We start from the raw sequence: 13,371 nt of genomic DNA on the forward strand, positions 1-13,371 counted from the left end.
ACATGCTGGTTACTAACCTGAACGACCTGAACGATACCGACCGCGACATCAAGTCGGAGACCTGGCGCAGCCGCCGCATGGTGCTGGCAGGCGAAGGCGTCGGCTTCTCCTTCCACGACACCGTGATCTACGCCGGAACCACTTCGACGTTCCACTACGCCAACCACATCGAGGCCGTGTACTGCGTCCAGGGTGAAGGCACGCTGACCAACGAAGTAACCGGCGAAGTGCACGATCTGCGCGACGGCACCATGTACCTGCTGGATGGCAACGAGAAGCACACCGTGCGCGCCACCACAGAGCTGCGTATGGCCTGCGTCTTCAACCCGCCGGTGACCGGCCGCGAGATCCACGACGAAAACGGCGTTTACCCGCTGATCGTGGAGGACACCGCTAAGGTTTCCTAACCCATAAACGGGGGCCTAGCCCCCCAAGATTTGCCTGCACCCCCTACACAGGGGTTTAGGTTCTACGAAGTGCCGGCACCCACAAAGGGCCGGCACTTTGTCGTTTGCGCGACATGGCGCAGCGAAGTTGCAACCGAGGAGGAAACGAGAATGACGGAGACCTTGCGTCGCCACCACGATACGTATCCAACACGAACAGGGCGCCACGACACGGTGCTTGACCGCCCGGGCCCGGTGGTCCGGGGAAGTGCTGCCGACGGACCGATCGACGCACAAACCCTGCAGGGTTTCGAGTCCAAGGGCTACCTGTCCGTTGAGAGGCTGGTCGGGCCAGAAGAGCTTGATCTCTTGCGGGCCGAACTGGCCAGGATGTCCCAAGACCCGGGCGTGCGGGCCGACGAGCGGACAGTCATCGAGGCGAAGTCCCGGCAGGTGCGCTCGATCTTCGATGTGCACCGCACCAGCGAAATCTTCAAAAAGATCGCCAACGACCCGCGCGTGGTCCAGAGAGCCCGGCAGATTCTGGGCTCGGAGGTGTACATCCACCAGTCGCGGGTGAACTTCAAGCCGGGCTTCGAGGGCAAGGAATTCTCCTGGCACTCGGACTTCGAGACCTGGCATGCTGAGGATGGCATGCCCTCCCCGCGGGCGGTGAGCATCTCGATCTCGCTGACGGATAACTATTCGTTTAATGGGCCGCTGATGATCATGCCCGGATCGCACCATCGGTACGTCTCCTGCGGTGGCGAAACCCCAGAGGACAACTACAAGTCATCGCTGATCATGCAGGGCGCCGGAACCCCTGACAAGCAGACGCTGACCCGCTTCGCCGACGACTACGGGATCGACGTGCTTGAGGGCAAGGCCGGAGGGGCGGTGATGTTCGATTCGAACGCCATGCACGCCTCGAACGGGAATGTGAGCCCGTACCCGCGCTCGAACATCTTCATCGTGTTCAACAGCGTGGAAAACACCTTGGTGGAACCGTTCGGGGCCGCCGAACCGCGCCCCGACTACATCGGCGTGCGGGACTTCACCCCGGCCGGTTAGGCCAGGTACCGCGGTGTCAGGGCCGTTCCCAGGACTCGATGTCCCCGGGGACGGCCCTGAACGCAGGGTGCAGCTGAAGCGGGTCCGCCGCGGCAAGCACCGCCTCACGCTCTGGATCGCGTACCGCCAGTTTGCGCAGCAGGTGCCCGCGTTCGTACTCGAGCTGGCCGGTAGTCACCGGCAGTAAGTCGAGCGGATCCTGTGCCAGCGGGACCACGATCAGGGCGCGGTTGAAGTTGTAGCCGCGCGCATCGGCTTCCCGGGCAACACCCTCCAAATAGTTTCCCACCGCCGCCAGCGGATCCGAGGTAGCGCGGAAGCGTTGAAGCTGCGGGTGATTCCGGTAGCCGGAAGTCTGCCCAGCCAGCACCTTCTGTGCCAGCAGGCTCTCGCGCCAGCAGGCGAGCAGCCCCTTGGTGTCCAGATATCGGGGGTGCAGACTCCACAGGCGCATTCACTCATCCTAGTGACGCACACGCACCGCAGTTGTGCATCCGCCCCGGGCGGCGTAAACAACTGCGAACTTCGGACATGGCTCTGGTGCAATGGAGCCATGAATGATGACATGATGCCGGACCCGGACCGGGCAGTTGCCGTGGCGATGGAACTGCGCTGGTCGGACCAGGATGCTCTGGGACATGTGAACAACGCCCGGATCATCACCCTCATGGAAGAGGCACGGATCCGCTGGATGCGCGGCGGGGAATCCAACAAGCGCTTCGGCTTCGGGACCGTGGTGGCTTCGCTGCAGGTCGACTACCTGCGCCCGCTGCACTACGGGCCGGACTTTTTGATCCGGCTCGGCACGGTGCGCATCGGCACCAAGTCCTTCACCGTCCGCCTCGTGGGGATGCAGCACGGAGTGAAGGTCTTTGACGGCACCACGGTGATGGTGCCGTTGGCCGAAGACGGGGTTTCCTCCCGCGCCCTGGACCAGGACGAACGCAGCTGGCTGGAAGACTCGGTGGTCTCGGCCAAGGCTTGAGTACAGCTCGGTCCAGCATTGTCCGGCGGTCGAACAGCCCGCGTATGCTTTTCGACCCGGTCCAGGCGAGGTTGGCGGTATCGTGCGTTCGATCTTTTTAGGATCGTGCAAGGCTACGTGATCTTTGCCTGCCGCCATCTCGCGTTGAGTGGATCCACGGAATTGGTGCTCAGAGGAAACCCGATTGGTTAAACCCGTGGGCTTACGGAGGTAATCACGTCGTGTTCTATGCGGAGTTTCCCCTGATGGTGTGTTCCACCAGATTGGTTCCCAAACCCAATGGGCCCGATTGCGTGCCTCCCACCGGTCGATAAGCATCGCCGCGGGATTATCTGAGGCATGCAGTTCTGCGATGCGTTTGGCTGTGCGCTTGCGGTCTTGGCCGCGGAGCCCCGCGAGACGATGGCGATGCGGCACCCGCGAAAAGCCCAGCCGCGAATGTTCGCACAGCGGCCGGTGCAAGTCACTGCGGAATTCGAGGTCCTCGATATGCCAGTCGCTCCCGACCTCGTAGGCTTTGAGATTTCGTTGCTGAATCAGGGTGGGTACGTGTCGCTCGGTCACGCCGAGCGCTTTGTTTGCTTCCGGATCCTTCATGACACAGGTATACCAATGGCGTATTGGCGGCGATCGAAGCTTACGTCCTCGTGTAGTGCAAACCGGGTCGCGTTCCGGCTTGTTCGATACACTGTCACCGAGATCCGACCGCAAACTAGGGGAGGGAAAATACGCTCGATGGCCAATGCAGCACCAAGAAAAGCACGCGATTCCTCGACCGCTCCGGTAACCGCCGATTCGGTGACCTGGAGGAGCCTCGAAGTGTTGGGGGCCTTCGACGCCGAACATCCGCAGTTGTCACTCAGTGAGATTGCCCGCAGGACAGGGTTGCCACTCGCAACGGCGCACCGGCTGTCCGGGGAACTCCTGCGCTGGGGCGCGTTAGGCAAAGATCAGAACAAGTTCGTCATCGGGCAACGGCTGTGGCAAATCGGTCGGCTGGCACCGGTGCAACAGGACATCGCTGAGCTGGCTTCCCCCTACATGCAGGACGTCTTGTTCGTGACACAAAACGTTGTCAACCTCTTTATCCTCGACCGTGAAGCGGTACTGCTGCTCGAGCGCATTTCGGGCACGCGCGCCGGCTCGCCCTTCCGCCGCGTAGGCTCGCATCTGAGCTTGCATGCCAGTGCAGCAGGAAAAATCATGCTCGCCCACATTGGCATGGATTTGTTGCCGGAGGCGACCAAGCTGAAGGCCGTCACCGACCACACCATCGTGGACAGGCAGGATCTGGAAACCGAGATCAGACGAGTGCGCCAGCAGGGTTTTGCCACAACCAGCCAGGAAAGCGGACTGGATAACTACGGGCTTGCGGTTCCCATCCAGTTGCCGACCGGCCGCGTGGTGGCGGCGCTCGGCGTGGTGTCGCAGGGGCAAGCTCCATCGATCGGCAGTGTGGTTCCGGTGCTGCGCATTGCGGCTCGCGGCATCGCCCGCAGCCTGGCCCGTTCCGAAATGATCTGAGCGGAAACTACGCTTTCCATTGGTTGGAAGGGATCGCAGACTCTGTGTTGTGCCCCACCTAATATCAATGGTGTGGCCCGGCTCAACCTGATCGGGTCAGCAAGTTTCAAGGAGTTATTGGCATGACGCAGCTATCTGAGCGACTCGACGTTGTTGTCGCGGATGTCGACCACGTGGCCGATCGCGTGGTTTCCCTCGTGCTTAGCCGTATCGACGGCGAAGAGTTCCCTTCGTGGGAACCCGGTGCACACATCGACGTCTATCTCGGCGACGGGTTCACTCGCCAGTACTCCCTGTGCTCTTCCCGCGAGGATCGAGACATCCTGCGCATAGGGGTGCTTCACGTGCCAGATTCGCGCGGTGGCTCCCAGCGGGTGCACGAAAATCTGGTCATGGGTGCGCCTCTGGCCATCTCAGCGCCGCGCAACAATTTTCCGCTCGTAGAATCGCGGAAATACCTGTTCATTGCTGGCGGCATCGGCATCACCCCGATCATCCCCATGTTGGAAGAAGCCGAGGCCAAGGGCAGGGACTGGCGGTTGGTCTACGGCGGGCGATCGCGCGACACGATGGCCTTCGGCCAGGCGCTCGAAGACAAATATGGTTCAAACAAAGTGAACCTCTATGCCGAGGACGAAGTGGGACGCTTGGACCTACAGGAAATCTTGGGCATGCCTAGGGCACATATGCTCGTTTACGCCTGCGGCCCCGGGGGCATGCTCAGCGCCATCGAGGACTTTTGCATGGGTTGGCCCCCTGGAGCCCTGCATCTGGAACGCTTCACTGCCGACACTCTCGGTGCCGGATCCGTCAGTGAACCCTTCGAAGTCGAATTGGCGCGCTCCGGGCGCACCGTCAAGGTGGAAACCACGGAGACGATTCTCGACGCCGTCGAAAAAGTCGGGGTGCGCATCCTGTCCTCCTGCCGGGCCGGATTGTGCGGCACCTGTGAAACCCGGGTCATCTCCGGGACACCCGATCACCGGGACGCGGTACTGACCCAAGCGGACAAAGACGCCAACGACGTCATGCTTCCATGCGTCTCCCGTTCCGCCGCCGGATGCGGCCGACTCATCCTCGACCTCTAGCACGCAAGGAGCCCATCTTCCATGAGCACTCCCACCATTGAACCTGCAGTCTTCTCCGGGGATCCGTACAGCGAGAAGCACCTGCTGGATCCATACCCCTTCCTGGCATCGCTGCAGGAGGCAGGACCTGTGTCCTGGCTGGAATCCCAGCAGACCTATGCCGTAGTCGGCTACGCGGAAGTCTACGAAGTCCTCACCGATTTCGAGACCTATGTGTCCTCCGGCGGTTTGGGTCCGCGTGATATCCGCAAGGATGATGGCTGGCGCCCGCCGAGCATCCTAGAATCCGATCCGCCGATCCACACGTTGATGCGTCGTGCGCTGACCGGTGTCATCAATCCCGGCACGGTGCGCGCGCTTCGTGGAGACTTCACGGCTCCCGCGGTCACGCTCGTCGACGAGCTGTCTCGTCGCCCGGGCTTCGACGCGATCAAGGACCTGGCGGAAAAGTACCCGATCCAGGTGTTCCCGGACGCTGTGGGCATCCCGATGGAAGGACGCGAGCACCTGCTGCCCTACGGCAACATGGTTTTCAACGCCTTCGGTCCCGAAAACTATATCTATCACCAGGCCTTCGCCGAGGGCGATGAGCACGCACGCGTGGTCATGAACGCCTGCAAGCGCGAGTCGCTGACCGACGACGGCTTCGGCGCGGGCATCTGGGCCAAGGTTGAAGAAGGCTTGATCACCGAGGACCAGGCCGCGTTGCTGGTCCGGGCACTGCTCTCGGCCGGGGTTGACACCACCATCTTCGGGATCGGCAACACCCTGGCAGTGCTTGCCCGTCACCCGGCAGCCTGGGCGCGCCTGCGCAAGGAACCGTCGCTGGCCAAGTTCGCGATCGACGAGGCGTTGCGCTTGGAATCCCCGTTCCAGAAGTTTCACCGCACCACCACCGTTGACACGGTGCTGGGTGGGGTCGATATCCCGGCAGGCTCCAAGGTCCAGCTCTTCATTGGGGCAGCCAACCGGGATCCGAAGAAATGGGGTGCGGATGCCAACGAGTTCTCGCTGGAACGCTCCTCGTCCGGCCACGTTGCCTTCGGTATGGGCCTGCACCAGTGCGTCGGGCAGCCGATCGCACGCCTTGAAATGGAAATTGTCCTGCAACAAATGCTGGAAAAGATTCACACCCTGGAACTGGATGGCGAACCAACGCCGATCCTGCACAATGTCTTGCGGGGCTTCGAATCAATGCCGGTACGCATCACCACCGGAAGCTGACCATTCGGCTTCGGTCCATACCTACCCCTCACTTCAGTCTCGGAGTTACGCCATGACACTCGATTCACGACCGCGCCCAAAAACTGCGCAGGATGACCCGGCGCAGTGGACCCCTGCGAAGCGCAAGCGCTACGGCTGGCTGATCACCATTGCGCTGCTGGTGCTGATGATGATCAGCTGGGCAGACAAGGCGATCCTGGGCATCGTGGCCGTCCCATTGATGCGGGATTTGAACATCACCCCGCAGCAGTTCGGCCTCCTGGGATCCGCGGTGTTCATGCTCTTCGGCGTGGCCCAGTTCGTGGCGGCTCCGATCGCCAACAAGGTTAAGTCCAAGTGGATCTTGCTGGTGTTGTGCCTGATCTGGTCTGTTGCCCAGGTGCCGATCTTCGTCTTCGCTTCATTGCCGGCACTGTGGGCCAGCAGGTTGATCCTAGGTGCAGGCGAGGGACCGCTGGCTCCGGTGACCATGCACGCGGTGTACAAGTGGTTCCCCGCCAAACGCTCGGCCACCCCTGCCGCGGTCGCATCGGCCGGCGTTACCCTCGGCGTGGTGGCCTTCGCCCCGGTGCTGGCGTGGATCAACGCCGAGTTCGGCTGGAAGTCGACGTTCATCTTCCTCGCCGTCATCGGTGTGATTTGGTCGTTGATCTGGCTGGCCATCGGCAAGGAGGGCCCCTATACCTCGATGCAGGCCGAGCGGGACATTGAAGGGCAACGCGACGAGCCGCTGGATTCTGCGCTGGTGCAGGCCTCAGACACCCCCGTGCGGTACCTGCGTTCGTTCATGACGCCCAGCTGGATTCTTGCCGTGCTCTGCTCGTTCCTAGGGTATTGGACCTTCACTGTCGCCACCACGTGGCTGCCTGCCTACTACGAACAGTCCATGGGCATGAGCACCCAACAGGCCGGTTCGTTGATCGCGCTGCCGGCCATCTGGGGCTTCGTCGCCACCATCGGGTTGAGCTGGTTGACAGAGTTCCTGGTCAACCGGGGTGCGTCGACGCGCAAGGCCCGCGGAGTGGTCCTGGGCGCCGCGGCTACGGCATCCGGTTTGCTGGTGGTGCTGGGAACACTGGTGCAGAACGATGTGCTCGCGGTGGTGTGCTTTATGTTCGGTTTCGGCACGGCCCCGGCGCTCTTCGCGGTGACCTACCTAGTGGCAGCCGAGATGACCACCATCCAGCAGCGCGGAGCGGTCCTGCAGATCACCAACGCCTTCTTGACCGCCGGCGGACTGGTGGCCCCAATGTTCGTCGGGTTCATGGTGGGTGCAGCCACGACCCCGGACAGCGGCTACCTCGCAGCCTTCTCGATCACTGGCGGCGCGCTCGCTGTGTGCGGTGTGCTGTCGATGCTCTTTATCAACCAGCAGCGAGACAGGGCCAAGCTCGGCTTAGACATCAAAACCGTGGTCTGAGTACTCTGACAATAAGGTGCCGCGGGGCTTCCCGCGGCACCACCTGCCTTCGTTCGCACCCCGGTCACCCGGGAGGCGAACGAAGGCATTTGTTGTCTTAGCCGGTGCGGTTCCCTTGGACCGGCCGCTACGGGGAGCCGACGTCGAACCGCGGAGGGAAAAGCCACCTCCCGATCGGCTGCAAATCTACCGAGGGATTGGGCATGTCTCTCCCACTGACGGATCTGGAACAAAACCCGGGCCGGAGCGGATCGCATTCACCGGCACGCGTCGCTTTCCTCGGGATCTCGGGGTGGGGTGCACTGCGGTACCCCAGTCGGGGTGGTCCGGTGCAACGTCATTGGAGACCAGCCGCCGAAGATCTGAGGCCGCTGTGGGCGCGCGGCCCGGACCACTTGGGCAACGTATGACTCGCTCGTGACCGGGCCACCCCGCAAGAAGGCCCCCCGTCGGTTTCTCCCCAGGGGAGAAACCGACGGAGGGCCTCGGTGTACGGTGCCGGCCTGCGGGCTTGTCCGCTGGCTAGACGAGGGCCTCCACGGTCGCGGGGGCACGGCCCACGGCGAAGCGCCGGCCGCTGGTCGCCACGGTGATATCGCCGGTGTAGGTTGAAGCCGCTGCGCTCTTCCACTCTTCGGGGGTGGAGACGCCGGCGAAGTGCGACAGGACCAATGACCGGGCACCGGCTAGGGTGGCGATGCGTCCCGCGCCCTCGGCGGAGGTGTGCGAGAGGCGCTGGTGGTCCAAGAACGCCGGGCTGAAGTTGCCGCGCTTGAAGAAGTCCAGATTGACGGCCTCGTGAACTAATATATCGGTGTCACGCGCCAAGTTCGCAAGAGCCTCGCACTCGGCAGTATCTCCGGAGAAGGTGACGGATCCGTAGGCGGTGTCAAAGCGAAAAGCCAGCGCAGGGAAGATGGGTGGGTGCTTGACCAGCACCGCGGTGACCTTGACCAGCTCGTCTTGGTAAACGGTGAAAATCTCAGTACTGCCCGGGGCCGGTACCTCAATCTCACGCGCCTTCACCATCTCCCTGAGTACCGGTCGAGCCTCATCGGTGGCACGAATATCGGCATCATAGGAATAGGCGGCCAGCGTGTGTTCGACCATGGCAGCGGTGCCGGAGAGCGAGGACCCTCGCGGGTGGGTCGGATCCTGGCCCGGGCCCAGGATCTCGATGGGTGCGGTGAAGCCGTCCACCGGTGCCCCCCAGTTCCACAGTAGGAAGGCCGGAAGCTCGACGACATGGTCCGAATGCAGGTGGGTGACGAAGCCGGCACGGAAGTTTTTTCCGCGCAATCCGGCCTCGTGGACGGCACGCGTAGCGCCGAGCCCGAAGTCGATCATGTAGAAGGTGTCTTCCACACGCAGGGCGCTGGCGATGCCGTCCTCGGTACCCCGGATGGCGGGGCCTGCGGCGGTGCCGAGGGTGATGAGTTCAAACGGAGAATCCACGTCCGGGTGCCTTTCGGTGGTGATGCTACGCATGGGTGCGGGCATTGATGGTGCGGGTTTCGAGGTATTCGTCCAGGCCGTAGCGGCCTCGTTCGCGGCCCACCCCGGAAGCCTTCCATCCGCCGAAGGGAGCGTCGAGCTCCACCACGGTGTGCTGGTTGACCCACACGGTGCCGACTTCCAAGGTGGAGGCCAGTGTGTAGGCGCGGTCCTCATCCGGGGTCCAGAGCGACGCTCCGAGCCCGAATTCCTGCCCGTTGAGCATTTCGATCAGGGCATGCTCGTCGTTGTAGGAAACGATCGGCAGAGCGTTGCCGAACTGCTCCTCGTCGACCAGGGTCATGCCGTCGCTGGCGTCGGCGATGACGGTGGGCGCTAGGAAATGGCCGGGAAGCTCGGTGCCGCGGTCGTTGCCGTGCGCGATCCTGGCGCCGGCGCCGGTGGCCTGGGTGATCATGGAGCGCACGGTCTCCAGCTGGGCCGCATTGTGCATCGGTCCCATGGTGGTGGATTCGTCAATCCCGTGTCCCAGAACGTGGGTGGCGGCTTCTGCACTAATTGCCTCGGTGAGTTCGGAAGCCAATGCCTGCGGGACATAAACGCGTTTGACTGCCATGCAAACCTGACCGGCGTTGCGGAAAGCGCTGGCCACGATGCCACGGGCGGTGGTGCGGATATCCGCGTCGGGCAGGACGATCGCCGGGTCATTGCCGCCCAGTTCTAGGGTGACTCGCTTGACGCCCTGCAGTGCCTGGGTTGCCACGGAGATGCCGACATCGGTGGAGCCGGTGAAGGAGATCTTGCGGACCCCGGGAAGCGAGCTCAGCGCGACGTTGACGGTGCGCCGCGAGCTAGTGCGGACCTGTGCCACATGCGGTGGTAGCACCTCATTGAGTAACCCGATGAGCGCGATGGTGGACAGCGGGGTGCTGGGGGAGGGCTTGGTGATCACGGTGCAGCCGGCGGCCAGCGCCGGGGCCAACTTCACCGCGAGCAGGGAGACGGGGAAGTTCCATGGAGTGATGGTGCCGACCAGGCCCACGGGCCGGTGGTGCACCTGCAGGTGCCGTCCGGCGCGCTCGGGCAGCAACTCCGTCTCATCCCAGGCCAGAGTCGCGTAGTAGTCGAAGAGGTCGGCCGCAACCAGGAACTCTGCCCTGGCCTCGCGCAGAGGCTTGCCCTGTTCGCGGCTGAGCAAGGTTCCCAGTTCGGTGGCGCGGGCACGGATGAGCCCGGCAGCTTGCTTGAGGTTCTCGTTACGTGCGGCGCGGTCCGCGCTCCAGGCCCGTGCGGCCTCGGTGGCGGAGGCGATGGCCCTCACCACGTCAGCTTCGGTGTGCTGAGGCGCCGAACCGACAAGTTCGAGGGTCGCGGGATCGAAAACGTCGTAGGTTGGTGTGGTCATCGGGCTGGCCTTTCAAAAAGCGAATTCACAGGTGATGCGAATCCAAGCATTCCCGAACCAGCGACTGGACCCAATAATGTTTCCATTGGATGAAAGCCATCTGGTTCCGCCGACCGGGTAGTCACCAGACTAGAATCTGGCGGGCAGCGCGGTTTGCTGTCTGCCAGTGCCGAACCAATAACTCTTATTCAAGCTTGCCGAGGGACACACCATGAACCAGCCCAACCTACCCGTCGTTGTCACAGGTGCGGCCTCCGGAATCGGAGCTGCCACCGTGGCACTACTACGCGCCCAGGGAACCTCCGTGATCGGTGTCGACAGGTCCATCCCAGATTCTTTTGATGGCGAGTTTGTACAGGGAGACCTTGGCACGGCCATGGGCGTCGCCCAGGCTGCCGAGGCAATCGGCGCGCTGGCCCCCGCTGGTATTGCGGGCCTGGCCAACATTGCCGGAGTACCAGGAACTGCACCATGGCGCACTGTGCTGAACGTCAACGTCTTTGGTGTGCGCGATCTGACGCGTGCGCTTGTGCCGCGCTTGGAGAGGGGCTCCGCCGTTGTGAACTTGGCCTCCTCGGTTGCCTGGGATTGGCACGGGCAGGCCGCGGAACTCGGTGCGTTTGCGCTGGCCGCGGATCGAGAGACAGCGCTGGCCGCCGTGGCCGCATCCATCGAGGCCTCGGGAGAGTCTTACCTTTTCTCTAAACAGTGCGTGATGCTGCTGACAGGCGAGCTGGCGGCGGAGAACCTGCGCGCCGGGATTCGGGTAAATTCGGTGAGCCCAGGCCCGGTGCAGACTCCGATCCTCAACGATTTCAAAGCCGATCACGGTGCGGCGAAGGTCGAGGGCGCAGCTGCCTTGCTCGGCCGTTTCGGTGAACCGGAGGACATCGCCGACGTCGTCGTATTCTTGCTCTCAGAGCAGTCTCGCTGGGTCAATGGAACAGACGTGCGAGTGGACGGCGGGCTGACCGCGTACCGCACCAGCAACGTGGTCTCAGCCTAGCTAGGCAGGAAGCGGCTCGGGCCTAGCCCAGATGCCCGGCCATGCGTTGGTGCATGGCCGCGCTTGCCTCGTTCAGACCGGTGATCTGCACGTTTTTACCCCCGGCCTCGTACTTCGCGGTGATGGCCTCCAGCGCCGCCAGGGTGGAGACGTCCCATAGGTGCGATGCGTGCATGTCGATGATGATGTGGCCCGGGTCCAGGGCGTATTGGAACTGGGTGTAGAGGTCATTGGACGAGGCAAAGAAGAGCTCACCGTTGACTGTATAAGTAGCGGTTTCTCCGGTGGCATCCAGCGTGCGTGTGACCGTGACGAAGTGCGCCACGCGGCGTGCGAAAAGCACCATCGCGGCCAGCACCCCGGCACCCACGCCAACGGCAAGGTTGTGGGAGAAGACCGTGGCCAGCACCGTGATGAGCATGACCGCGGTTTCGCTCTTGGGCATCCGTCGCAGTGTGGAGGGACGGATGGAATGCCAGTCGAACGTCGCCCACGACACGAAGACCATCACCGCCACCAGCGCCACCATGGGGATCAGCGCGACCACGTCGCCGAACACCACCACCAGCAGCAGCAGGAAGGCGCCGGCCAGGAACGTGGAGATCCGGGTGCGGGCCCCGGAGGCTTTCACGTTGATCATCGTCTGGCCGATCATCGCGCACCCGCCCATGCCGCCGAAAAAGCCGGTGACCATGTTTGCCACGCCTTGGCCCCACGCCTCGCGGGTCTTGTTGGAACGGGTGTCGGTGATGTCGTCGACCAGCTTGGCAGTCATCAGGGATTCGAGCAGCCCGACGAAGGCGACAGCCAATGCGTAGGGAGCAATGATCTTGAAGGTCTCGAAATCCGGCGGGATCTGCGGGAAGAAGAGCTCGGGCAGGCTCGAGGGCAGTTCGCCCTTGTCGCCCACGGTCGGCACCGCGATGGACGCGAGGACCGTGACCAGTGTGAGCACCACGATCGCGACCAGCGGGGCGGGCACCACCGTGGTGATCCGCGGCAGCCCGAAGACGATCAACAGGGCCAGTCCCAGCAGCGGGTATGCCAGCCAAGGCACGTTCATGAGCTCGGGCAGCTGGGCAATGCACACCAGGATCGCCAGCGCATTCACGAACCCGACCATGACCTGGCGGGGGATGAAGCGCATCAGCTTGGCCACGCCCAGCACCGCCAGCAGCACCTGGAAGACGCCCGCTAGAAGGATCGCCGCGACCAGGTAATGCACGCCATGGCTTGCCACCAAGGGGGCGATCACCAGGGCCACGGCGCCCGTGGCAGCCGAAATCATCGCGGGGCGTCCGCCGACAAACGCAATGCTCACCGCCATGGTGAAGGCGGAGAACAGGCCCACGCGCGGGTCGACCCCGGCGATGATGGAGAACGCAATGGCCTCGGGGATCAGCGCGAGGGCCACCACCAGCGCGCCGAGGATCTCGACGCCCAGCAGCTTGGGGGAGCGCAGGGCGCGCAACACCGACTGTCGTTCCAGGGGCGTCGGCGCAATGGCCGGGGTGGCGGGCAGGGAAGGCATGGGTGGTTCCGTTCAAGGTAGCAGCGAAGACGCACAGGTATCGTGCCTGCCATGGTTCGCGCGAAGCGCCACCAAGAGCGGGATGAGCGCGCACTGCGAGGGGGAGACAGGACCAATACTAAATCAGCGACCCGATACCCGATGCGAACAGTGTCCAAGGACGCAACATTTTCCGGTTTCGCCCGGTCCGCATGGGACGGGGCGAGACTTGGCAGCGGCCTCCCGGGCTTCACGGAAAAATAATCTAGAATTGGAATTTGATATTCCAATGAGGTG

At 63.1% G+C, this 13,371-nt stretch carries 12 protein-coding genes; 8 read left to right on the forward strand and 4 right to left on the reverse strand.

Annotation, left to right across the window (positions count from 1 at the left end):
- The first annotated feature begins 2 nt into the window (after positions 1-2).
- Positions 3-407: an ectoine synthase gene (locus ADIAG_RS01535; protein WP_007269528.1), complete on the forward strand. Its 405-nt coding sequence runs from the start codon at positions 3-5 to the stop codon at positions 405-407.
- 150 nt (positions 408-557) lie between these two features.
- Positions 558-1,457: an ectoine hydroxylase gene (gene thpD / locus ADIAG_RS01540; protein WP_007269529.1), complete on the forward strand. Its 900-nt coding sequence runs from the start codon at positions 558-560 to the stop codon at positions 1,455-1,457.
- 16 nt (positions 1,458-1,473) lie between these two features.
- Here thpD and ADIAG_RS01545 read toward each other — a convergent pair whose 3' ends face one another.
- Entirely contained in the window at positions 1,474-1,911 is a 438-nt protein-coding gene (locus ADIAG_RS01545; protein WP_007269530.1) for a pyrimidine dimer DNA glycosylase/endonuclease V, read from the reverse strand.
- Positions 1,912-2,010: 99 nt separating this feature from the next.
- On the opposite strand from ADIAG_RS01545, the gene ADIAG_RS01550 reads away from it, so the two are divergent.
- The 5 genes from ADIAG_RS01550 (at position 2,011) to ADIAG_RS01570 (ending at position 7,698) form a co-directional block, all read left to right on the forward strand.
- Positions 2,011-2,442, forward strand: a complete 432-nt coding sequence (locus tag ADIAG_RS01550; RefSeq protein WP_152426005.1) for an acyl-CoA thioesterase — start codon at positions 2,011-2,013, stop codon at positions 2,440-2,442.
- A 735-nt stretch (positions 2,443-3,177) separates the two neighbouring features.
- Positions 3,178-3,966 carry an IclR family transcriptional regulator gene (locus ADIAG_RS01555; protein WP_007269532.1) on the forward strand — a complete coding sequence of 263 codons (789 nt, stop codon included), beginning with the start codon at positions 3,178-3,180 and terminating at the stop codon, positions 3,964-3,966.
- Between the two features lie 122 nt (positions 3,967-4,088).
- Complete coding sequence (locus ADIAG_RS01560) at positions 4,089-5,054, forward strand: PDR/VanB family oxidoreductase (protein WP_007269533.1); 966 nt, start codon at positions 4,089-4,091, stop codon at positions 5,052-5,054.
- Positions 5,055-5,075: 21 nt separating this feature from the next.
- A complete protein-coding gene (locus ADIAG_RS01565; protein WP_007269534.1) occupies positions 5,076-6,278 on the forward strand; it encodes a cytochrome P450 in 1,203 nt (400 codons plus the stop codon).
- A 52-nt stretch (positions 6,279-6,330) separates the two neighbouring features.
- Positions 6,331-7,698: an MFS transporter gene (locus ADIAG_RS01570; RefSeq protein ID WP_007269535.1), complete on the forward strand. Its 1,368-nt coding sequence runs from the start codon at positions 6,331-6,333 to the stop codon at positions 7,696-7,698.
- Positions 7,699-8,220: 522 nt separating this feature from the next.
- Here the strand turns inward: ADIAG_RS01570 and ADIAG_RS01575 are convergent.
- Positions 8,221-9,153, reverse strand: coding sequence for an MBL fold metallo-hydrolase (locus tag ADIAG_RS01575; RefSeq protein WP_235045801.1), 933 nt, complete (start codon positions 9,151-9,153; stop codon positions 8,221-8,223).
- A 25-nt stretch (positions 9,154-9,178) separates the two neighbouring features.
- A complete protein-coding gene (locus ADIAG_RS01580; RefSeq protein WP_007269537.1) occupies positions 9,179-10,558 on the reverse strand; it encodes an aldehyde dehydrogenase family protein in 1,380 nt (459 codons plus the stop codon).
- A 211-nt stretch (positions 10,559-10,769) separates the two neighbouring features.
- Between ADIAG_RS01580 and ADIAG_RS01585 the strand changes: the two genes are divergently transcribed.
- A complete protein-coding gene (locus ADIAG_RS01585; RefSeq protein ID WP_007269538.1) occupies positions 10,770-11,564 on the forward strand; it encodes an SDR family oxidoreductase in 795 nt (264 codons plus the stop codon).
- A 22-nt stretch (positions 11,565-11,586) separates the two neighbouring features.
- On the opposite strand, the gene ADIAG_RS01590 is transcribed toward ADIAG_RS01585, so the two are convergent.
- Positions 11,587-13,095 carry a SulP family inorganic anion transporter gene (locus ADIAG_RS01590; RefSeq protein ID WP_007269539.1) on the reverse strand — a complete coding sequence of 503 codons (1,509 nt, stop codon included), beginning with the start codon at positions 13,093-13,095 and terminating at the stop codon, positions 11,587-11,589.
- Positions 13,096-13,371 lie beyond the last annotated feature (276 nt).

The organism is Paeniglutamicibacter gangotriensis Lz1y (assembly GCF_000348945.1).
GTDB classification, from domain to species: domain Bacteria; phylum Actinomycetota; class Actinomycetes; order Actinomycetales; family Micrococcaceae; genus Paeniglutamicibacter; species Paeniglutamicibacter gangotriensis.

Excerpts from the sequence above, each read along its gene's own strand:
- ADIAG_RS01535 (WP_007269528.1), top strand. The coding sequence starts at position 3 with ATGCTGGTTACTAACCTGAACGACCTGAACGATACCGACCGCGACATC.
- thpD (WP_007269529.1), top strand. The coding sequence starts at position 558 with ATGACGGAGACCTTGCGTCGCCACCACGATACGTATCCAACACGAACA.
- ADIAG_RS01545 (WP_007269530.1), bottom strand. The coding sequence starts at position 1,911 with ATGCGCCTGTGGAGTCTGCACCCCCGATATCTGGACACCAAGGGGCTG.
- ADIAG_RS01550 (WP_152426005.1), top strand. The coding sequence starts at position 2,011 with ATGAATGATGACATGATGCCGGACCCGGACCGGGCAGTTGCCGTGGCG.
- ADIAG_RS01555 (WP_007269532.1), top strand. The coding sequence starts at position 3,178 with ATGGCCAATGCAGCACCAAGAAAAGCACGCGATTCCTCGACCGCTCCG.
- ADIAG_RS01560 (WP_007269533.1), top strand. The coding sequence starts at position 4,089 with ATGACGCAGCTATCTGAGCGACTCGACGTTGTTGTCGCGGATGTCGAC.
- ADIAG_RS01565 (WP_007269534.1), top strand. The coding sequence starts at position 5,076 with ATGAGCACTCCCACCATTGAACCTGCAGTCTTCTCCGGGGATCCGTAC.
- ADIAG_RS01570 (WP_007269535.1), top strand. The coding sequence starts at position 6,331 with ATGACACTCGATTCACGACCGCGCCCAAAAACTGCGCAGGATGACCCG.
- ADIAG_RS01580 (WP_007269537.1), bottom strand. The coding sequence starts at position 10,558 with ATGACCACACCAACCTACGACGTTTTCGATCCCGCGACCCTCGAACTT.
- ADIAG_RS01585 (WP_007269538.1), top strand. The coding sequence starts at position 10,770 with ATGAACCAGCCCAACCTACCCGTCGTTGTCACAGGTGCGGCCTCCGGA.
- ADIAG_RS01590 (WP_007269539.1), bottom strand. The coding sequence starts at position 13,095 with ATGCCTTCCCTGCCCGCCACCCCGGCCATTGCGCCGACGCCCCTGGAA.